Annotated in this window: 20 protein-coding genes; 7 read left to right on the forward strand and 13 right to left on the reverse strand. The window is 39.0% G+C overall.

Annotated elements, in window-relative coordinates; translation table 11 throughout:
• Positions 1-47 precede the first annotated feature (47 nt).
• The 6 genes from FTU39_RS01855 to FTU39_RS01880 form a co-directional block, all read right to left on the reverse strand.
• Positions 48-449 (reverse strand): type II toxin-antitoxin system HigA family antitoxin, encoded by a 402-nt coding sequence (locus FTU39_RS01855; RefSeq protein WP_004970519.1) that lies wholly within the window; start codon positions 447-449, stop codon positions 48-50.
• 1 nt (position 450) lies between these two features.
• Entirely contained in the window at positions 451-741 is a 291-nt protein-coding gene (locus FTU39_RS01860) for a type II toxin-antitoxin system HigB family toxin (RefSeq protein ID WP_019836372.1), read from the reverse strand.
• 71 nt (positions 742-812) lie between these two features.
• Positions 813-1,307, reverse strand: a complete 495-nt coding sequence (locus FTU39_RS01865; RefSeq protein WP_004970523.1) for a flavin reductase — start codon at positions 1,305-1,307, stop codon at positions 813-815.
• 122 nt (positions 1,308-1,429) lie between these two features.
• The gene (locus FTU39_RS01870) at positions 1,430-2,458 is read right to left on the reverse strand and encodes a methionine synthase (protein ID WP_004970525.1); all 1,029 of its coding nucleotides are present in this window, start codon (positions 2,456-2,458) and stop codon (positions 1,430-1,432) included.
• Between the two features lie 26 nt (positions 2,459-2,484).
• Positions 2,485-3,486 carry a putative oxygenase MesX gene (locus FTU39_RS01875; protein WP_154320486.1) on the reverse strand — a complete coding sequence of 334 codons (1,002 nt, stop codon included), beginning with the start codon at positions 3,484-3,486 and terminating at the stop codon, positions 2,485-2,487.
• Positions 3,487-3,987: 501 nt separating this feature from the next.
• A complete protein-coding gene (locus FTU39_RS01880) occupies positions 3,988-4,182 on the reverse strand; it encodes a heavy-metal-associated domain-containing protein (RefSeq protein ID WP_004970528.1) in 195 nt (64 codons plus the stop codon).
• A 149-nt stretch (positions 4,183-4,331) separates the two neighbouring features.
• Here FTU39_RS01880 and FTU39_RS01885 point away from each other — a divergent pair, with 149 nt between their 5' ends.
• The 3 genes from FTU39_RS01885 (at position 4,332) to FTU39_RS01895 (ending at position 8,814) form a co-directional block, all read left to right on the forward strand.
• A complete protein-coding gene (locus tag FTU39_RS01885; RefSeq protein ID WP_180051647.1) occupies positions 4,332-6,803 on the forward strand; it encodes a heavy metal translocating P-type ATPase in 2,472 nt (823 codons plus the stop codon).
• 59 nt (positions 6,804-6,862) lie between these two features.
• Positions 6,863-7,255 carry a Cu(I)-responsive transcriptional regulator gene (cueR, locus tag FTU39_RS01890; protein WP_004970532.1) on the forward strand — a complete coding sequence of 131 codons (393 nt, stop codon included), beginning with the start codon at positions 6,863-6,865 and terminating at the stop codon, positions 7,253-7,255.
• 857 nt (positions 7,256-8,112) lie between these two features.
• On the forward strand, positions 8,113-8,814 hold the full coding sequence (locus FTU39_RS01895; RefSeq protein WP_096902719.1) for a VIT family protein: 702 nt from the start codon (positions 8,113-8,115) through the stop codon (positions 8,812-8,814).
• Positions 8,815-8,947: 133 nt separating this feature from the next.
• On the opposite strand, the gene FTU39_RS01900 is transcribed toward FTU39_RS01895, so the two are convergent.
• On the reverse strand, positions 8,948-9,916 hold the full coding sequence (locus FTU39_RS01900) for an IS30 family transposase (protein ID WP_257224386.1): 969 nt from the start codon (positions 9,914-9,916) through the stop codon (positions 8,948-8,950).
• 228 nt (positions 9,917-10,144) lie between these two features.
• Between FTU39_RS01900 and FTU39_RS01905 the strand changes: the two genes are divergently transcribed.
• From FTU39_RS01905 to FTU39_RS01915, 3 genes are read left to right on the forward strand one after another with little or no spacing between them, the layout of a single operon-like run.
• Entirely contained in the window at positions 10,145-11,866 is a 1,722-nt protein-coding gene (locus FTU39_RS01905) for a phosphoethanolamine transferase (protein ID WP_180051649.1), read from the forward strand.
• Positions 11,859-12,536: a response regulator transcription factor gene (locus FTU39_RS01910; RefSeq protein ID WP_178866529.1), complete on the forward strand. Its 678-nt coding sequence runs from the start codon at positions 11,859-11,861 to the stop codon at positions 12,534-12,536. Before FTU39_RS01905 ends, FTU39_RS01910 begins: the two co-directional genes overlap by 8 nt.
• Positions 12,536-13,846 carry a HAMP domain-containing sensor histidine kinase gene (locus FTU39_RS01915; RefSeq protein WP_178866527.1) on the forward strand — a complete coding sequence of 437 codons (1,311 nt, stop codon included), beginning with the start codon at positions 12,536-12,538 and terminating at the stop codon, positions 13,844-13,846. Before FTU39_RS01910 ends, FTU39_RS01915 begins: the two co-directional genes overlap by 1 nt.
• On the opposite strand, the gene FTU39_RS01920 is transcribed toward FTU39_RS01915, so the two are convergent.
• The 5 genes from FTU39_RS01920 to FTU39_RS01940 form a co-directional block, all read right to left on the reverse strand.
• Positions 13,827-14,540 carry a phosphatase PAP2 family protein gene (locus FTU39_RS01920; RefSeq protein ID WP_178866525.1) on the reverse strand — a complete coding sequence of 238 codons (714 nt, stop codon included), beginning with the start codon at positions 14,538-14,540 and terminating at the stop codon, positions 13,827-13,829. The two genes, FTU39_RS01915 and FTU39_RS01920, sit on opposite strands and share 20 nt — an antisense overlap.
• Before the next feature lie 56 nt (positions 14,541-14,596).
• Positions 14,597-14,974, reverse strand: a complete 378-nt coding sequence (locus FTU39_RS01925; protein ID WP_004970542.1) for a diacylglycerol kinase — start codon at positions 14,972-14,974, stop codon at positions 14,597-14,599.
• Positions 14,975-15,156: 182 nt separating this feature from the next.
• Positions 15,157-16,362: an IS256 family transposase gene (locus tag FTU39_RS01930; RefSeq protein ID WP_179996062.1), complete on the reverse strand. Its 1,206-nt coding sequence runs from the start codon at positions 16,360-16,362 to the stop codon at positions 15,157-15,159.
• Between the two features lie 99 nt (positions 16,363-16,461).
• Positions 16,462-17,592 (reverse strand): TIGR00341 family protein, encoded by a 1,131-nt coding sequence (locus FTU39_RS01935; protein ID WP_004970544.1) that lies wholly within the window; start codon positions 17,590-17,592, stop codon positions 16,462-16,464.
• Between the two features lie 42 nt (positions 17,593-17,634).
• Complete coding sequence (locus FTU39_RS01940; protein ID WP_180051650.1) at positions 17,635-19,209, reverse strand: sensor domain-containing diguanylate cyclase; 1,575 nt, start codon at positions 19,207-19,209, stop codon at positions 17,635-17,637.
• Between the two features lie 381 nt (positions 19,210-19,590).
• On the opposite strand from FTU39_RS01940, the gene FTU39_RS01945 reads away from it, so the two are divergent.
• Positions 19,591-20,142 (forward strand): ricin-type beta-trefoil lectin domain protein, encoded by a 552-nt coding sequence (locus FTU39_RS01945; protein WP_019837853.1) that lies wholly within the window; start codon positions 19,591-19,593, stop codon positions 20,140-20,142.
• Positions 20,143-20,247: 105 nt separating this feature from the next.
• Here the strand turns inward: FTU39_RS01945 and FTU39_RS01950 are convergent, their stop codons facing one another.
• Complete coding sequence (locus FTU39_RS01950) at positions 20,248-21,147, reverse strand: LysR family transcriptional regulator (protein ID WP_004970549.1); 900 nt, start codon at positions 21,145-21,147, stop codon at positions 20,248-20,250.
• Positions 21,148-21,151: the final 4 nt, after the last annotated feature.

Genomic DNA, 21,151 nt, shown 5'->3' on the forward strand with positions numbered 1-21,151 from the left:
TATTTTTAAATATCTAAAAATAAAATGTCTAAAAAATATAAAATCGTTTAGAAAAATGTATCAGCAGAAACCTTAAACCGCTCAGACAGCGCTTTAATATGACGAATATTCAACTGGCGTTTGCCGCTTAAAATCTCCGAAATCACAGATTGAGTTGCAACCTCTGCCAAGTCAGATTGACCTAATCCATGTTGCGCCATCAAAAAAGCTAAAGCAGCACGACCATCTCCATGAGGAATAGGCAGGTGTTCATTTTCATAAACAGAAACCAAGTCACCGAGTTGATGAATCAGCCCCATTAAAGGATGCGTTTCATCATCACCAACAATATCTAAAAGCTCATCTAAAGCCTCGACAAGTGCATGAAAATCTTTTTCATTTTCTGGTTTACTCAGCAAAGGAGCAACGTAGTGCCAGTGATCTACAGCCTGTTTAATCATTGCGTTCATACTAATCCTCCTTCCAATGACCTTTGTCATATTCTTTATGGGATAACACATGACGAATATACACACGCTTTGCCTGATACATCACAACAGCAATAAGTCGAATCTTATTCCCACCAATATCGAATACATGAAACTTTCCAACTTTATCAACTGCTGGAAATAACTGCTTCATTTCGGCAAAGTCTTTCGGATCATTTGCCTTAATAATTCGATACCAACCATCGAGTGCTGTTTCAGCCTGTGGCCACTTGTGCATTGCCTCTATAATTCTAGCGTGGGTGATCACATGCATAATATTTTATCGCATTTTGCTATAAATCAAGTATAAACTGATTATCGCATATTGCAATATTTTATAGCGAATTAAACAAACTCAGTTTCACCAACTTGATGATAGTGACGATTAAAATAAACCAACGCCTGATCTTGTTGATTTTTTTGAATAGCAACAATTGGGCAAATAAAAATAGTATGCGTCCCCACTTCTTGAATTTGTGAAATTTCACAATCAAAACTGACCAATGCATTTTTTAATATAGGAGCACCTGTTTCCAAAGCTGCCCATTCAGCCTGCTTAAAACGCTCATCGGAACTCAATTTTGATGAGGCAAATGCATTAGAAAGATGTTCTTGTTCTGCATTTAGCACATTCACACACAGCACTTTATTCTCTAAAAAACTGAGATGAGAACGCGATGATTTGTTCATACACACCAATAATGTTGGCGGTGTATCTGTCACGCTACATACCGCAGATGCAGTAAAACCATGACGTCCTGCATCTCCCATTGTCGTCACTACATTGACTGCACTTGATAAGAAAGACATTGCATTTTTGAAGTCTGTTGCTTTAACCATCACCGTATTCCAACACTCAACTTTTTTAGAAAGTTCAAAGGATGCTTTTTGCCTGAAAAAGCATCCCTGATTCACTTAACTTAAATTCACTTGGCTTGAATTCACTTCGCCTGATCGAACGCTTAACTAGATAATTCTTGGCGAATAATCTTCGTACCAGCAGCCAAAGCCTGTAACTTGCCTCGTGCAACCTGACGACTCAATGGTGCCATTCCACAGTTAGTCGATGGGTACAACTTGTCAGCATCGACAAATTGCAATGCTTTGCGCAATGTATCTGCAACTTCATCGGCTGTTTCAATCGTATTCGTTGCGACATCAATCGCACCCACCATCACCTTTTTACCACGGATAAGTTCAAGCAAATCCATCGGAACACGTGAGTTGTGACATTCCAGTGAGATAATATCCAAATTAGACTGCTGTAGTTTTGGGAAAACTGCTTCGTATTGACGCCATTCTGAGCCGAGTGTTTTTTTCCAATCGGTATTGGCTTTAATGCCATAGCCATAGCAAATATGCACGGCTGTTTCACATTTCAAACCTTCTAACGCGCGCTCTAATGTTGCCACGCCCCAGTCATTCACCTCATCAAAAAACACATTAAACGCAGGTTCATCAAACTGGATGATATCCACGCCTGCTGCTTCAAGTTCACGCGCTTCCTGATTCAGGATTTTGGCAAATTCCCACGCCAGTTTTTCACGGCTCTTGTAGTGCGCATCGTATAAAGTATCAATCATGGTCATAGGACCAGGCAACGCCCATTTGATGGGTTGATCTGTCAGTGAACGCAGGAATTTGGCATCTTCAACAAAGACTGGTTTTTGCCTAGAAACTGCACCCACCACAGAAGGGACACTGGCATCATAACGATCACGAATTTTGACTGTTTCACGTTTTTCAAAATCGACACCTTCAAGGTGTTCAATAAAGGTGGTGACAAAATGCTGACGGGTTTGCTCCCCATCACTCACAATATCAATCTCTGCTTGCTGTTGTTCATGCAGTGATAGACGCAGCGCATCTTGTTTTGCGTCCAGTAATTCTTGCCCTGTTAATTTCCAAGCTGACCAAAGCTTTTCAGGTTCTGCGAGCCACGAAGGTTTAGGTAAACTGCCAGCCGTTGAGGTCGGTAATAAAATAGCCATTTTGAATCTTCTATCTGTATTTTAAGTTAAGCAACACGTTCTTGATTGGCAGCATGTAGCGGCACGAACTTGGCAGCCCATTGTTCAAGAATATCTTGATAAGGCTTGATAAAGTTTTCTTCAGTCCATTTGCCCTGCTTGACTGCCAACTGACCTCGCTCAACACGGTCATATACAACTTGGGTTAATGAATAATCCTGATAATTCAAACTTGGCTGATAGACCTCGCCTGCAGGTGAGTTGGTGTTATAAATTTCAGGACGATAAATTTTCTGGAAACTTTCCATAGTACTGATGGCACTGATCAACTCAAAATCTGTGTAATCATGCAGTAAATCGCCAGAAAAATAGAACGCAAGCGGTGCATTGCTATTTTCAGGTTTGAAGTAACGCACGGTTAAACCCATTTTTTCAAAATAGTCATCGGTTCTTGAATATTCATCATTTTTATATTCTGTACCTAAGACAGGATGCACATTGGTCGTACGATAATAAGTTTTTGTGGTTGATACGCTCAGGCAAATCACAGGTTGTTTTTGAAACTCAGCTTGGAACACTGCTGAACTGACCAAATGCTGATAAAGCTTGCCATGTAAATCACCAAAACTTTCAGGCTTTTCATTTACTTTGCAGCCTAATGCTGGCAAGACCACACTAAAATCATAATCACGAACATACGATGAAAAACTGTTGCCAATCATGCCTTCAATACGTTCATTTGTTTGATGATCTGTGATCGTACTTTTTAGCATTTCAATGAATGGAAAAGTTTTGCCATTTCCTTCAATATCAATTTCTGCAGAAATAATGTCGATTTCAAGCGAATAACGATCACCTTTTGGGTTATCGCAAGATGCCAGCGAGTTAAAACGATTATTGATCATCGCTAAAGTTCTGCGTAAATTTTCCTGACGGCTTTCACCACGCGCCAAATTTGCAAAATTGGTGGTTAAACGCGTGTTGTTAGCAGGTTCATAGTTTTCGTCAAAACGAATACGTTTAATTGAACAGGTGAATGGCTTTGTCATGATGATCTACTACCCAAATTTAAAAAGTTAAAATTTCTGAATGAGGGTATTTATACTGGAACGACAAAGTGAATAAAAATGATTTAACCTCAGTCCAAAGTGAATTTTATTCACCTTAATTTAAAATATGCAGCAAAACATCTAAAAATGATGGTTTTTCTGTTATCCCTTAAATTTAAAAATTAAAATAAATATTTCAATAACAACAAGTTAAAACCAAAAAATATTTTTATTCCGATAAATATTGAAGAGTATATTTTAGAGGACAGCACATAGTTCATTCAGTAGATTTCAGCCCTGAATGAATGAAACTCAGCTTGAAGTTAGAAAATCTCAGCTTCTGATTGGCTTGGTTTAGCATCTTCGTGATCAAAATGTATTCAGTTGGTCACATCAAAAAACAACGAGAAAAAAATCGGCAGGCAAAAAAATAGGTCAATTCGTCAGTTGACCAATTGACCTTACGATAAGCTCACTCGGAGCTTCTTAGATGATGCAGTTTTATTGAACTTGTGCAGGAAAATCATCTTCTGCCAATGCAGCGGTAATTTGATCTACTGTTGCAGTGCTTTCCACGGTCACAATTTTAGTCGCTAAATCGACTTCAACTTTTGCAGCAGGATCAACATCTTGAATGGTTGCCGTGACACCACGTGCACAACCGCCACAAGTCATATTTTCAATCAATAGTTTCATTGCGAACTCCACACTTCTGCCTTTGTTGAACTGTAGTTTAAAGCTTACCATGCTGGCAAGGTCAAGCCTATTTTGGGCTAAAATTTACTTGACCTTACCATCGTGTCAATCTATATGCTAAACACATCCTCCAAATTATAGAGACGACCATGGACGCAAAACACCCAAATGCCTCTCCCTATCAGGAAACTTTGTCTATAGAAGGCATGACCTGTGCCTCATGTGTCGGGCGTGTCGAAAAAGCCTTAAAAAAAGTCGATGGTGTAGAAAAAGCTGAAGTGAATCTTGCAACAGAAAAAGCACTGATTCACGCATCGCAACCTTTAGACCGTGCACTGCTCATTAAGGCAGTGCAACGTGCAGGTTTTGATGTAGCTGCCATTCAACCAATAGAACTGTCTATTGATGGCATGACCTGTGCCTCGTGTGTAGCACGTGTCGAAAAAGCCTTAAAGAAAGTGTCTGGTGTAGAACAAGCCAATGTCAATTTGGCGACTGAACGCGCATGGATTCAACCGAATGCCACAGTTTCTAGCCAAGACCTGATTCGAGCGATTCAAAAAGCAGGTTATGACGCCAAACTGCTGCAACACGACTCTAACGAACAACACGATAAAAAGAATCTGGAACAGCAACAACTGAAACGTGATTTAGTAATTTCACTGATTTTAGCCTTGCCTGTGTTTATTCTGGAAATGGGATCACACATGATTCCTGCCTTTCACATGTGGGTGATGCACAATATTGGGCAACAACAAAGTTGGTTGATTCAATTTGCTTTAACCACATTGGTGCTGCTGTTACCAGGACGTCGTTTTTATCAAAAAGGGATTCCAGCGCTGTTACATTTTGCGCCTGATATGAACTCTTTGGTGGCGGTAGGAACTTTGGCTGCATACAGTTTTTCATTGGTGGCAACGTTTATGCCGCAGCTTTTACCCGAAGGCACAGTGCATGTTTATTATGAAGCTGCGGCAGTGATTGTCAGTTTGATTTTGCTGGGTCGTTATTTTGAAGCCAAAGCCAAAGGTCGCACCTCGCAAGCCATTCAGCATTTAATTGGCATGCAAGCTAAAACTGCACGTATTCATCGGGATGGTCAAATCATTGAAGTGCCAGTGGCGGAAGTCAGCTCCAATACCATTGTCGAAATCCGCCCAGGTGAGCGCATTCCTGTAGATGGTGAAGTGATCGAAGGTCATAGTTATATAGATGAGTCAATGATTACAGGTGAGCCTGTTCCTGTAGCCAAACAAATAGGCAATCAAGTCGTAGGTGGCACCATCAACCAAAATGGCACACTAAATATTCGTGCCACTGCCATTGGTGAAGCTTCGGTGTTGGCGCAAATTATTCGCATGGTCGAGCAGGCGCAAGGCTCTAAATTACCTATTCAAGCCTTGGTGGATAAAGTGACCATGTGGTTTGTACCTGCCGTGATGTTATTGGCTGCACTTACTTTTATTGTGTGGTTTATTTTTGGCCCAGAACCTACCCTAACCTTTGGTTTAGTCAATGCAGTCGCTGTTCTAATTATTGCCTGCCCATGTGCGATGGGTTTAGCCACACCGACTTCAATTATGGTGGGAACAGGTCGTGGCGCAGAAATGGGCGTGCTGTTTCGTAAAGGCGAAGCTTTGCAGCTTTTGCAAGATGTTAAAGTGGTCGCGGTGGATAAAACAGGAACGCTCACCGAAGGCAAACCAACATTAACCGATTTTCATGTGCAATCGGGTTTTGATGCAGATCAGGTCTTTGCACTTTTGGCATCGGTAGAAGCGAAGTCTGAGCATCCTATTGCATTGGCGATTGTGCAAGCTGCAACAGAAAAGCAAGTCAGTTTACTGCCTGTTACCGAATTTGACAGCATCACAGGTTCAGGTATTGAAGCACTGGTGAATGGTCAACGTATTCAGATTGGTGCAGACCGTTATATGCAACAAATTGGGCTAGATGTTAGCGCTTTTAATGCAGAAGCTGCACGTTTAGGACAAGAAGGCAAAACACCAATTTATATGGCGATTGATCAACAACTGGCAGCCATTGTTGCCGTTGCAGACCCAATTAAAGACACGACTTTTGCTGCTATTGCAGCGTTGCATCAACTGGGTTTAAAAGTGGCGATGATTACGGGAGATAACCGACATACGGCTCAGGCAATTGCTGCACGTTTACAGATTGATCATGTGGTGGCCGAGGTTTTACCTGAAGGCAAGGTCGATGTTGTACGTGAATTACAACAGCAATTTGGACGTGTGGCTTTTGTGGGTGATGGTATTAATGATGCCCCTGCTTTGGCACAAGCCGATGTTGGAATTGCGATTGGCACAGGCACAGATGTTGCGATTGAAGCAGCCGAAGTGGTGTTGATGTCGGGCAATTTACAAGGTGTGCCCAATGCAATTGCTTTGAGTAAAGCCACCATCCGCAATATTCGTCAAAATCTATTTTGGGCATTTATTTATAATATTGCCTTGATTCCAATTGCTGCAGGCGTGCTATACCCGTTTGCAGGTATTTTGCTCTCGCCTATTTTTGCTGCAGGCGCGATGGCATTATCTTCAGTGTTTGTATTGGGTAATGCGCTCCGTTTAAAATATTTCCAAGCAGCACAGATTTAAATGCAACATACAAAAGGGTTTAGAAGATTGCTCTACGCCCTTTTTATGAGAGAAGTCACATGAATATTGGTCAAGCCTCTAAGCTATCGGGTATTTCCAGCAAAATGATTCGTTATTATGAGCAAATTGGTTTACTGGATACCGCCAAACGCTCTGCTTCGGGTTATCGGATTTATTCTGAGCAAGATTTAAAAACTTTGTCTTTTATTAAGCATGCACGGGATTTGGGGTTTTCTTCTGAGCAAATGAAAGAATTGCTAGGTTTATGGAAAAATGCTGACCGACAAAGTGCAGAAGTGAAGCAACTCACGCTTAAACATATTGAAACCTTAAAACAGAAGATTACGCAATTACAGGAAATGGCGAACTGGTTGCAAAGCTCTGCAGATCATTGCTCTGGCGATGAACAGGCAGATTGTGTGATTTTGAAAGATATTGAATTGGGGAAGTGATTTGGAATTAAGCTTCCCCCATTCAAACAAGACCTGACAGTTATCCACTTGTTAGAAACCATTGTTGTATCTGTCAGCTTAAATTTAACTTAGGAAATCTACATCCCTATCTTTTTAATACATAGCATAAAAAAACTCACACTTTGGGGAAGTGTGGGGGGAAACTTGGAATATCTGTTACTTTATGGGAGCGTATTATATATAAACACAATTTGAATTGATAGATATTCTAAACAATTTACGAGATAAATTTAACACTTTTTAAGAATCTCTCCGATAAACTGCACAACAATCAAGTTTTAGCACTATTCATTACGCATATTTTAGCGCGGTAATTCATACCCTTTTTCATTAATTAAACGAACCGCAGCATCACAGACTTCTGCATCATAAATTGTACCGTGTCCACGTATGACTTCTGCAAGTGCGACATCTACCCCTAATGCGAGGAGAAATAAATGACTTTAAATCAAATACGTCTGGCGATACTAAGTCACGAGATAATTTAGGCATACTTTACCCTGCACCCAACCGATGAATGGTTTTTAGACTGACTTCGCTCACTACAGGTACCACAATATTCTGAAAAGACATCACGATATTTCCTATTTACTTGCAAGCCTGATTGAATCAATCTCTTTTATCATCTTACAAGCTATTGATCATTTTTTAAGGCATTTAAAGGTTGAAATTTAAGGAAATTTTATAAAAAACTCCAAGCTCAAACTCAAAAACCACATTACGACTTCATCTATTTTGTGAAATACCTCTCATTTTTAAACGATAAATTTTTTAGAATGATTTATGCTATATCACACATCAATAAACGAAAATTGAATAACAAGAGAGTTTGATCTATGCCACATTCTTACCACCTCGAAAAACACTATATTGAACGGTCTGGATGGTTACGTGCTGCAGTATTGGGTGCGAACGATGGGATCATTTCTGTGACCAGTTTGGTCGTGGGGATGGCAGCCAGTGGTGCATCTTCTCAAACATTGTTAATTACCTGTATTGCAGGCTTAATTTCGGGCGCTGCTTCTATGGCAGCAGGTGAATATATTTCGGTGAAATCTCAACAAGACATTGAACAAAATGACCTTGCGATGGAAGCACGCGAATTAAAACTCAATCCAGAGCATGAACTAAAAGAACTCACCAATATTTATATGATTCGTGGTTTAGATGCCGAATTGGCAGAACAAGTTGCCATACAACTGACTGCTCACAATGCTCTAGATGCCCATGCCCGTGACGAAATTGGTATTTTAGAACACACCTCAGCGCAGCCATTTATGGCAGCTTTTTCATCGGCATTGGCATTTACTGTAGGTTCATTATTCCCGTTGGTGTCTATTTTACTCTTACCTGAACATCTGTTAGACAAAGGCGTGATGTTGGTCGGTGTAATCAGTCTAGGGGTTATGGGTGCGCTTGCCAGCTATGTCGGTGGCGCAAGTATGTGGAAAGGTGCATTGCGTGTCATGATCTGGGGTATTGTCGCCATGGTATTCAGTGCGTGGATTGGTTCAATGTTCCATGTCGCTGTGGCTTAAAATCTAGAAAACTCAGTATAAAAATCTGCCCTATCTTTGGATAAAAATATGTTCAGAGATAGGGCAAGCTTCAGAAATAACATGAATGAACAGCTTATCCATGCAAAGTTTATATCTCTAAAACTTGGCGAATTCAAACATGAGGTGCGACAGTTTCAAAAGCCTTATGATAATCAACAAGCTGAGCAAATTTCTCTAATGGTGTAAGCCAATCTAACGCTTTTCTAGGGCGAGTATTCAGTGACATGGCAACTTGATTTAAATAATGCTGATCTGCCTGGTTTAAATCAATCCCTTTAGGTAAATACTGCCTAATTAAACCATTCATATTTTCGCATGTGCCTTTCTGCCATGGCGAATGTGGGTCACAGAAATATACATCTATGCCTAAATCTTCTTCGAGAATTTTATGTTCTGACATCTCACGTCCACGGTCATAGGTCAATGTTTTACGCAGTTCTGCGGGTAAATATTTCAGAGCTTCAGTTAAAGCCTTGCGCACTGATTCTGCCTTTGCAGCAGGTAATGTTGCCAAGATACAGAGCCGTGTATTTCGTTCAATAAGTGTTGCTATCGAACTTTTATTGTCTTTACCTTTAATTAAATCGGCTTCCCAATGACCTGGTATTTTTCTTTCTTGAACTTCGGCTGGGCGCTCATGAATAGTTTTAATATCCTGTAATATAGAATCTTTTTTAGGTTCACCGTTAGCTTTTCGCTTTTTATTTTCATGACGCAGACAGGATAGTAAGTCTTTTTTCAGCTCACCCTTTGGTAATGCTCGTATAGTTGAATAAATCGTTGTATGGCTTACATTCATTGTTTGATCCAAATCAGGAAATCTCTTTAAACGCTTTGCTATTTGCTGAGGAGACCATAAACAACGGATCGCTTCAACAATAAATTTCCAGAGGATTGAATCGATTTTGAGTTTTCTATGACCACGTCTACGTCTAGCGAAGGTGTTATCAGAAGCATATTGAGCTTGATAAACGTCATTGATGCTATTTCTTTTAAGTTCACGATAGATCGTACTAGGATGTCTTTTAATAAGTTCAGCAAATTTTCTGGGTGAAAAGCCTTCTTTTCTTGACTCAAGCATTAATGCAGTACGATCTTCAAAGTTAAGATGATGGTATGACAATTTTATATACTCCATAAACCCTTTAAATTAATTAGGTGGTTTATGTCGCACTTCAAGTTTTACTCTGCCCTTCTATCTTCAAAGTTAATCAAATAAAACTACAACAGATTCAGCCCACAATTTTAAGTCAGTTTTAAGTTTCAAATTTTAAACTAAAGCATCTTAAAGTCTTTTGAATCATTGACAATGTCTAAGCAGCCCGAATCACCACTTGCTCCATCTATCTTTGCCCGACTACGCTTTTGGCAAAAACCGATTTCTTTATTCTATTTCAATCTACTGCTTGCCCTATGGTTAGGCTTGGTATTGAACTATGGATTTTATGAGAAAATTCAACAATTCACACCTTATCAGGGCATTAAAGCCATAGGCTTATTGATTGCAACTGTGATCGTCATCGTATCGGCGTATCATCTGTTGCTGCAATGGCTAAACTGGCGTTGGAATGCCAAAATATTAGCCAGTATTTTGATTGTAGTCGGTGGATTCAGCGCTTATTTTGTTAATAGCTTGGGCGTAGTGATTACCGCAGACCAAATTCAAAATATGCTGCAAACCGATGTACGTGAAGTACGTGATCTTTTGTCTGTACGCTTAGTGGTTTGGAGTGTGCTGTTTGTACTATTGCCATTGGTCTTGGTGTGGTCTGTTAAAATTCAGCCGACTCATTTTGCCCGTCAATTACTGCAAAAGACTTTAGGCAGTGTAGTTTCGATTGTGCTGATTTTGGGTTTATTGTTCTGTTTTTATGTGGATTATGCTGCAATCTTCCGCGAGCATCGTGATTTAAAAGGCATGCTTTCTCCACAAAATGCGATTGCCTCTAGTCTATCGTATTATAAAAAGAAAGCACCCAAACAGAATTTGCCGCTGCTGCGCTATGGTGAAGATGCACATTTAATTCAACGTGCGCAAACAGGCACAGCACCCAAAATTATGCTGTTGGTGGTTGGTGAAACTGCACGTGCCGAAAGCTTCTCGCTGAATGGCTACGCAAAAAATACCAACCCTGAACTCTCTAAGCTGCCTGTGATTAATTTCACTCAAGTCAGCTCTTGTGGTACAGCCACGGCTGTTTCTGTGCCGTGCATGTTCTCGGGGATGCCACGCCAAAATTATGATGAACAACTGGCAAGTCACCGTGAAGGATTACTGGATATTGCTCAGCGTGCAGGTTATCAAGTCACTTGGATTGATAACAATTCAGGCTGTAAAGGTGCCTGTGATCGGGTGCAGCAATATCAAATTCCTGCAGCGCTAAAACAAAAATGGTGTGATGCTAGCGGTGAATGTTTAGATGAAATTTTAGTGGACAGTTTACAGGCTTATCTTGCTCAGCTTGACTCGAAAGACAGACGTTCACATTTAATTATCTTGCACCAAATGGGCAGTCATGGACCTGCTTATTTCAAACGCTCAACCGTAGCTTATCAACCCTTCCAACCGACGTGTAACAGCAATGCGATTCAGGGTTGCAGTGCCGATGCCTTACGCAATACCTATGACAACTCGATTGTGTATACCGACCATGTTTTAAGTCAGTTGATTCAAACTTTAGAGCAACAAAAACACTATCAAACTGGTTTTTGGTATTTATCTGATCATGGTGAATCGACAGGCGAGCATGGTTTATATTTACACGGCGCACCGTATTCTATGGCACCGACTCAACAAACTCATGTACCGATGCTGATGTGGTTTTCAGAAGCTTGGCAACAACAAAATTCCGCGCAAGTGAATTGCTTAAAAGCACAACGCCAAGCAGCATTGAGTCAGGACAATCTTTTCCCAAGTTTATTGAGCTTACTAGATGTAAAAAGCCAAGTGATTGATCCGAAAAATGATATGCTGAATGAATGTTCTGCCCCATCTACCACTCAACCGCAGCACGAGTCATCACATGCCTAAAATATTAATCATTGAAGATGATTTTATGATTGCCGAATCGACCCAAACCTTGCTCAAGTTACAGCAATTTGATGTTACTTGGGTGAACAACGGGATTGATGGCTTAAAGCAATTACAGCAGCAAGATATCCAGTTGGTGTTGCTGGACTTAGGCTTACCCATGATGGACGGCATGCAGGTATTAAAAAACATTCGCCAGTTACATCCACAATTGCCCGTGCTGATTATTTCTGCGCGTGATCAATTGCAACAACGGGTGGATGGTTTAAATCAGGGTGCAGATGATTATTTAATTAAACCCTATGAATTTGATGAATTACTGGCGCGAATTTATGCCCTGCTCAGACGTAGCGGCGCACAAAATCCTGTAAACGATACCGCACATATTTTAAGTTATGGCGATTTAGTCTTAGATACCGAACAACATTTGGCAAAATTCAAAGGTGAATATATCGAATTGTCGAATCGTGAATGGGCAATTTTAATGGCTTTGGTCAGCCACCCTAATAAAATTTTCTCTAAAAGTAATTTAGAAGATAAATTATATGATTTTGACAGTGAAGTCAGCAGCAACACCATTGAAGTCTATATTCACCATTTACGCGCCAAACTTGGCAAGGACTTTATTCGTACCATTCGTGGTTTGGGCTACCGTTTAGGGCAAATTTAATGCAATCCTACTCTTTGCAAAAACGTCTGATTGTTTATGTTTCTATCTTTAGTGTCATGTTGGGCTGCGTTTTGGTATTTGCAGCGTATCGAATTGCCCTAGAAGAAATGAATGAAATTTTAGATGCACAAATGCAAAGTTTGGCGGAACGCATTGCAGCAAACCATCCAGAACCTACACAAAGCCAAATCAATTTAAATCAGAGATATAGTGAAGAAGACTTATTTGTCGATATTTGGTCTTATACCGATGCAACACCACAATTACACCCTCAAGGTGTGTTGCTACAACCCGTAGAAAAACCAGGGTTTTATAATCATCAAACTGAATCTGGACTGTGGCATACCTATATTTTGCCGCAGGAAAATCTACAAATTCAAATTAGCCAGCAAAACTCTGTGCGCCAATATTTAGCTTTAGAGTTAGCGGCAAATATGTTTATTCCTTACGCACTATTTTTACCCTTTGCCCTTTTGGCTTTGGGTTGGCTCATTCGTCATAATTTCCAACCGCTCAATGACTTTAAAAGCGAATTGGCACGTCGTAAAGCGCAGGATCTCAGCCCGATTCACATGTTGGATTATCCTGTCGAGCTTGCACCCACGATTCAGGAAATGAATCAGTTATTTACGCGAATTTCTGCCGCACAGCAGGAACAGCGCCAGTTCGTTGCCGATGCTGCACATGAGTTACGTACCCCGCTCACCGCACTTAATTTACAAGTACAAATTTTATTGCAGCAATTTCCACATAGTGATGCTCTCAATAATTTAAGCCAAGGGGTTTTGCGTTTACAGCATTTGGTCAATCAGTTATTAAGCTTAGCCAAGCAAGATGCCTCAGATAGTCTAATTGAAAACGATCAAACCCTATCTTTAAATCAAATGACCATTGCCTGTGTGGAACAACTTATTCAATTGGCATTGCAAAAAGATATTGATTTAGGTGTCGAACAACGCCAAGAGTTGAATATTCATGGGCAAAGTTCTGCTTTGCATTCCATTATTTATAATTTAATTGATAATGCGATTAAATATACGCCCAAACAAGGCGTGATCAATGTGACTATTTTTCAGCAAGAACAACATGCAATTTTGCAAATTGAAGACAGTGGTGCAGGCATTGACCCCGCACTATTCAATCAAATTCGACAGCGTTTTTACCGTATTCACAACCATGCAGAAATTGGCAGCGGTTTAGGTTTATCTATTGTAGATAAAGCCACCCAACGCTTAGGTGCAAGTTTAGAGTTTTCTAAAAGTGCCAGTTTAGGTGGTTTATGTGTGCAGGTTAAATTTCCGATGCGTTAAGATCGGGTTTTAATTTAGATTTTGATTGTGGCAATTTATGCGCCAAGAACGCATAAGCGACTACGTTCAAACACCAAGTAATCCAGCCTGTCCAAAGATTATGACTAAAAAAATGTGCCCCGCGCATCATTTGCGCCCAGCCCATCCCCATGCCTAAAATGCAAGCCGCAATCAAGAAAAAATAAGCACGTTTAGGTTGAGCAACCCGATAAACAAAATATCCTACCAATAAAGCAAAACCACTTGAGGCATGCCCCCCTGGAAAACAATGCCCTGCCGTTGCACTTAAATCCCGCCGAACACCATGCGCTGTGGCAATGCTCATATCCCACGGGCAAGCATGTGCCGACTGCGATTTAAGTATTGCAATCACACTGGTCGAAATCACCACCATCCAAAAGAAATAGCCATACTCCCAACGTCGAGCACGTAATTTTTGAAATTTGAAAGACAGCAACCAAGCCAGTAAATAACTCAGATATACCGCAATGAGGATATATTTGACATACCGATGATTTAATACAGCCAATGCCCAATTTTGTCGCAGTGGAAATTCTGCATGTGCATCTATAAAAGGTTGAATTAGGTGTAAATCTAGCGTGCCTGCAACGCTAAAAAAATTGAGCAATATCAGCAAACTCAGAAGGAGTAAAATTGCTTGAAGAAGTAAAAATTTTGAATGCTGATGCCGCATGAGGATTACTCAACTCACTATCTATTTTAAAGTCTGTCTTATGCTTTTTTGAAGGATTAAGCAGGAATCAGGCATGCGCCCCAAGTCAATGTGATAATTGCCAAAGCAACAAATTGCGCTGCACTGCCCATATCTTTGGCATTTTTAGACAAGGGGTGTTGCTCCATCGAAACACGATCGACCACGGCTTCAATAGCAGAGTTAATCAGTTCGACAATGATGGCAAGTAAACACACCACAATCATGAGCACTTGTTCAACACGACTGACAGGCATGAAAAAACTGAGCGGGATCAGCAGTAAATTAATCAGAATGATTTGCCGAAATGCCGCTTCATTTTGAAAGGCGGCTTTAAAGCCTGCCAAAGAATAGCCTGTGGCATTCAAAATCCGTTGTAAACCAGAAGTGCCTTTGTAAGGAGAGCGTGGAAGCATAGTGAATCTGATTTGAAATAAATCGGATGTTAAGTGGTTTAGCTTAAAATTGGCTTAACTATAACCTTTTGAGACTATTAAATTAAATCGGTGTAATATGTAACATTATGAGTGCCCTATTGAATAATAAGACTCCATCTAAAGTAAGGAGGGCGTTCAAAATTCTGTGTCAGTAAATTTGACTAGATTTTAATTATATCATCTAATCGACCTTCAAAGTAAATGGATAATTGAGTAATCGTTTGTCCCCATTCCTGAATAGGCATTGTCCATTTTTCTGATGCCTGTTGAATACCAATATACAGCAATTTCATCAGACTATCCTCATTGGGGAAAGCTCCTTTGGTTTTGGTTAGTTTGCGGAATTGACGATGTACGGCTTCAACGGCATTGGTGGTGTAAATCGGCTTCCTAATCGCTTTAGGGTATTTGAAATAGGCGGATAGTAGATGCCATTTGGTACGCCATGACTGAATGACCACACCATATTTTTCGCCCCATTTTTCTTCTAGCTCATCCAGTGCTACTTCTGCCGCCCCTTTGGTATCAGCACGGTAAATTGGCTTTAAATCAGCCATAAATGCCTTCTGATCTTTACTGGCAACATAGCGTAAAGAATTACGGATTTGATGAACGATACACAGTTGTATTTCTGTTTGAGGGTAAATCGCTGCTATGGCTTCGGGGAAACCTTTTAGTCCATCTACACAGGCAATCAGAATATCCTGAACACCACGATTTTGTAGGTCTGTCAGTACACTAAGCCAATGGTTCGCCCCTTCGCTTTCCGACAAATGCAAGCCGAGTAGTTCCTTCTTACCTTCAACATTTAAAGCTAAAATGGTATAGATCGCTTTGCTCACATAAACACCTTTATCCTTCACTTTGTAATGTATGGCATCTAACCAAACAAAGGGATAAATTGTATCGAGTGGGCGTTGTTTCCATGCTTGTAACTGAGGGAGGAGCTTATCTGTAATATTGGTGATAGCACCATCTGAAATCTCCAATCCATACATATCAGCAACATGCTTTTGAATATCACGATAGCTCATACCAAGTGCATAGAGTGATATGATTTTATTGTCAATTTCTTCTGATAATTTGGTCTGGTTCTTTTTAACTAACTGTGGCTCAAATTCACCATTTCGATCTCTAGGGGGTTCAAGCTCAAATGAACCTGATGTAGATTTTACTGTCTTGCGAGTATAGCCATTGCGGCGATTACCTTGTTTCGGATTCGCTTCAATGTAATTCTCGATTTCTGCTTCAAGAGCAGCTTCGGTCAGCTGTTTAATTAAAGGGGTGAGTATGCCATTTTCTCCAGTCAGTGCTTGTCCTGACTGGAGTTGTTTTAAGGCTGTTTCAAAATCAAATGTAGTTGCCATAATGCATCATTCCTGTTTTTAACAGTTTAAGGAAATGACACAGTTTTTTGAACACTACCAAAGTAAGCTGTAAATACCATCAATTTCTTATTGTTGAATCTAAGGTTGTATCAATTGCTCGGCTTCAACTTGCTTAATATCAAAATCAGGACTTTCTTTGGCTTGAATAATTTGCACAGGAATAAAGCGCACTTGAACCACACTTGGTTTTCCACGTGGGTCTTGTGCTAATTTTTGATTCAATGCAGAAATCTGTTGAGGTTTTGGCGCTATATCTCCACGCAAGACTACGCGAATTAAAGTCATCTCTTTACGCCGATCAAACTGCACCGTATCAATCAAATTATTATGTTGATTAAATTGACTTTCAATCAAGCTTTCTACCTGATGTTCATACATCTGTTTATTTAACATCATCATAAAGTTAAAGCTTAAATAGATACCCAGCGCAAAAAGTACTAAAAGACTCACGATATTTCTTTTAATAAATTCAATTACTGTGCTATTTACTTCTTCATCTGAACCGCGTCTAAAACCAGCTGCCCATAACACCAGTGAAGAACTAATTTGAATAGCAACAATATTGGTCAGTGCCAACAGCAGAGCATTTGCTGCATGTTTCCATTCCAGATGCGCAATTAATATGCCACTTGCAACCAGCGGCGGTACCAAAGCAGTCGCAACTGCAACGCCAACAACAGCCACAGACAGACGTGGTGAAACGGCTGCAAATGCCCCTGCTGCACCACCCGCAAGTGCAATCATTAAATCCATAATGGTAGGCTGAGTTCTAGACAGAATTTCATGGGTGATAGGTAAGTTAATATTGATAAGACCTAAAATGATGCCAATACTGACAATCATCGACACACCTAAAACTAAGGTTTTAAATGCTGTTTTAAAAAACAACCATCGATTATCAATAAATGCTAAAGCCATACCTGAAATGGGACCAAGCATCATCGCAACCAGCATTGCACCAATCACCACTGCAGCTGAATTAGACAATAAACCATAGCCTGCAATAATAGCTGCCAAAGCATTCATTATAAAAAAGGTTTTGCTTGGCAAGGCATCGGCCTGAATATTCAGCCGTACTTGTTTATGATCAATCTTTTTAGAGTTTTCGCGCTCCGCTTGTTTGTATTTCAGCTTTTCTTTCAGAAGTTCATATTTTTCTTGTTCAGGACTGTCTTCAACCACAATCGTTGGATCTTGATCTTTTTCCATCGCATGCCTCTGTGTTAGCTGAATAGGAATCTATCCAAATTCTCATGTAGCCGTAGACTTTGTGCAATTACGCCCATCATGTTTAGCTTCATACAATTTATTATCTGCAAGTTTCAGTACATCAGAAACATCTTCTGCATCTCGAGGCCAAAAAGCGATGCCAACAGAGATGGTGATTTGACCCATCTGATTAATCGTAGTTTCCTGCATGGTTTTTCTAAGCCGCTCTGCAGCTTTATACACCACATTTGCATCTGCAGTCGTCATTAAAACTAGAAATTCTTCACCGCCACTACGACAGCAAACATCCTGTTCCCTAAAATTAGTTAGCATTATTTGCGCGAGCGTTTTAAGTACCACATCACCTTGATCATGCCCATACTGATCATTAATTTGCTTAAAAAAATCTATATCAATGGCTAATACTGCAAATTCGGTACGAGTCTCTAGCAGTTCATTTAAAAATAATTGCATACCACGACGGTTATATAAACCTGTTAATGGGTCCGTATTGACACGATGTTTTAACTCCGCAATCCGATCACTAAAGGTTTCCGAACTCATTAATAATAAGGTTCTAAACTTTAAAACCTCGAAATACCACGGATCAACTTCTTTAATTTTATTTTCAATGTCCGCATGATTGAGCATACTTGCCATACGTGCCAAGCGGTTCAAAGGTGAAGAAATAAAGCTTGAGATATACCAAATCAATAAAAAAATAAAAAAGTAAAAAATGAAGATTCCAATCGATACTTTAAAAATCAGCGTATTAGCTTGTGCAAGTAAATCATCTGTGGGCTGCTGAGAAACTACAATCCAATTTACACTTGGAATATGTGCAAAACCCGCCAAATTATCTATACCTAAACTATTCTTTAAACGAATTGATCCCTTTGTATTCTTATTAATATAATCCAAACCTGTATTATTGATAATTTTTTCACCAATTCGCTTTTTATCTGGATGAAAAATAATACGATTATGTTGATCAATCACATACATATAACTTTTTTTATAATCATACTGAGTATTGAGCATGGTATTAATCAAGTTCTGCTCCTGTAAATAAATCGTACCACTGATTAAGCCTAAATATTGATGTGTTTTATTATAAATAGGTTGTGACATCATGACGATTAAATTATTACTTATAGACCAATAGGGAGATGAAATATAAGTTTTCTTTTTTTCAATAGATCCATCAATACCAATGGTACTATAAGCCTGATTAAAATTAAGTTTTAATGTATTAGGTGCATAAGCTAAAATATGTTTATTCTGCTCTACCAATAAAACACTATTAAAATTATTCGATTGATTTTTTAAGCGTTTTACTTCTTCTTTTCTAACTTGTGTATTATAAAATTTTTTTTCTAATAAACGTGCACTATAATCCAACTCTTGCAGCATATCTGAAAAATGTTGATTGGCACTGGTGGCAATTTTTTCTGCATATTTTTCATTGATCGAAAGTGAATTTTGAATTAATTGTTGTTTAATTACATAATTTAAAATAAAAATACTTACGACAAATAAGCCTGATACACTTAAAATTGTGGAAATTAAAATAAGTTTACGCAGATCCAATCCAAGTCGTAGTAAAAAATGTTTCAACAGTTCCTACCCCAAAAATTCAAAAACTGTGACAATTGCCAACTTTAACACATAATTTTACAACTCAATCACATAATTTTAAAGCAATATAGTTGAATTTTTGATGTTCAATTCAACAAATTGGATAATTCGCTTGTTGCTGACCACAAACTAAATCAGAAATATATCCTCTAAATACAATTTCTACCACACACTTCCTAAGAATGCACCGACTAATAACAAATAAAGACAACTTGAATTTTTTCGTTCTTATTTTTTGCTGAAAACCTTGTCTATTCGATAAATTTTTAGGGTCAATTACTCATAAAATTACAAAAAATAAATATTTATTCCATGCTTTAAATTTATCCTATCCACCTAATAAATAAATTGTTTTCTCTTATGTTTAAGACACTTTTCACTATAAGCAGTTGCTCACTTTTAACAGCATGTATTGTAGTTGACGGAACAGCATCGGGGCAGATTCCCAATATCGTCATTCAACCTCAAATTCCAGCAAGTACACCTGTAGAACGTCCTGCACAACAAACCATTTATATGCCAACACCTATGCCTTATCCTGCACAAACATGGCAACAAAAAGTCAAAATTAAAACCTATGATGGTCGCTGCGTAGATTTTAGTCGCAGTAATCAACGTTCCATTCAGACTTCACATTGTCATGATGGTACCAATCAGCATTTTATTTTCCATCCTGATCAAAGCATTACCGTGCAAGGTAAATGTCTAGATGTAGCAGGAAAACAGAAACATGATGGTGCTGAAGTAATTGCTTATACCTGTAATGGACAAAGTAACCAAAAATGGTATCTCGATGGTCAGCGTATTCGTAGTGCAGATACAGGCAAATGTTTAGATATTTATAATGGAAAAATGAAAATGTATAGCTGCAATCAAAATCGTGGGCAGAAATTTAGTTTTATTGCCTTATAAAAAAGAATCACTAATTCCCTCAGCCTAGCCTGCTCTTTTGAAGATGAGGGAATTAGCGAATGATAATTTAAAAAATTATAAAAATTTTACTTTAAATACGATTAATTAAGGATGCTGACTAAACAAATCAAAAATCACTTTTCTTAACCACTGATGACTGGTTTGGTGATGACAAGACGTATGCCAATATTGTCGTACAGGATAGGTTGGAAAATTCAAAGGCGCACTCACTACTTGTAAATTCCCGCGTGCCAATAACACCTCACTTAAATAATAAGGCACTGTCGCAATCATATCGGTTTCTTGCACAATTAAACCGACCCCTAAATAACTTGGGATACTCATTAGAATATTACGTCTTAAACCACGATTGCTTAATTCATTTTCAATATGGTAGTGACCTATACTGGTATCTACATCGACATGCGATTCACGAATATAAGCTTCAACATCTAAACTTTTTTCACAAATACGTGGATGATCTTTACGACTAATCACCACATAATATTGTAAAAATAATTGCTGCTGATAAAAACCCTGCTCTAACTCAGGTAAAAAACCAATCGCAAAATCAATTTCACCATTTGCCATTTGATAACTGGTTTCACGGGTAATAGGACGAATTTTAATCCGCACTGAAGGTGCATATTTTTTTAAAAACTTGGTCAGTTTTGGCAATAAAACCAAATGCGAAACATCGGTCATTGCCAAGGTAAATAATTGATCGGAATGTGTCGGATCAAAATCGACTTTAAAATTATTGACCGTTTCAATTTTATTAATAATTTCACTAATCGGTGAAAAAATCTGTTTCGCCAACTCTGTAGGCAACATTTCATTGCCAACCCTTAAAAATAATGGGTCATTAAAATGCTGACGAATTTTATTTAAACAGTTACTAACCGCAGGCTGACTCATGCCCAATGCATCTGCTGCTGCAGACACATTTTTTAATTTATATACATAGTAAAAAATCTGTAGCAGTTTGCTATCTAACTTAAACATATCC

The organism is Acinetobacter sp. YH12099 (assembly GCF_013419195.1).
Classification (GTDB): domain Bacteria; phylum Pseudomonadota; class Gammaproteobacteria; order Pseudomonadales; family Moraxellaceae; genus Acinetobacter; species Acinetobacter towneri.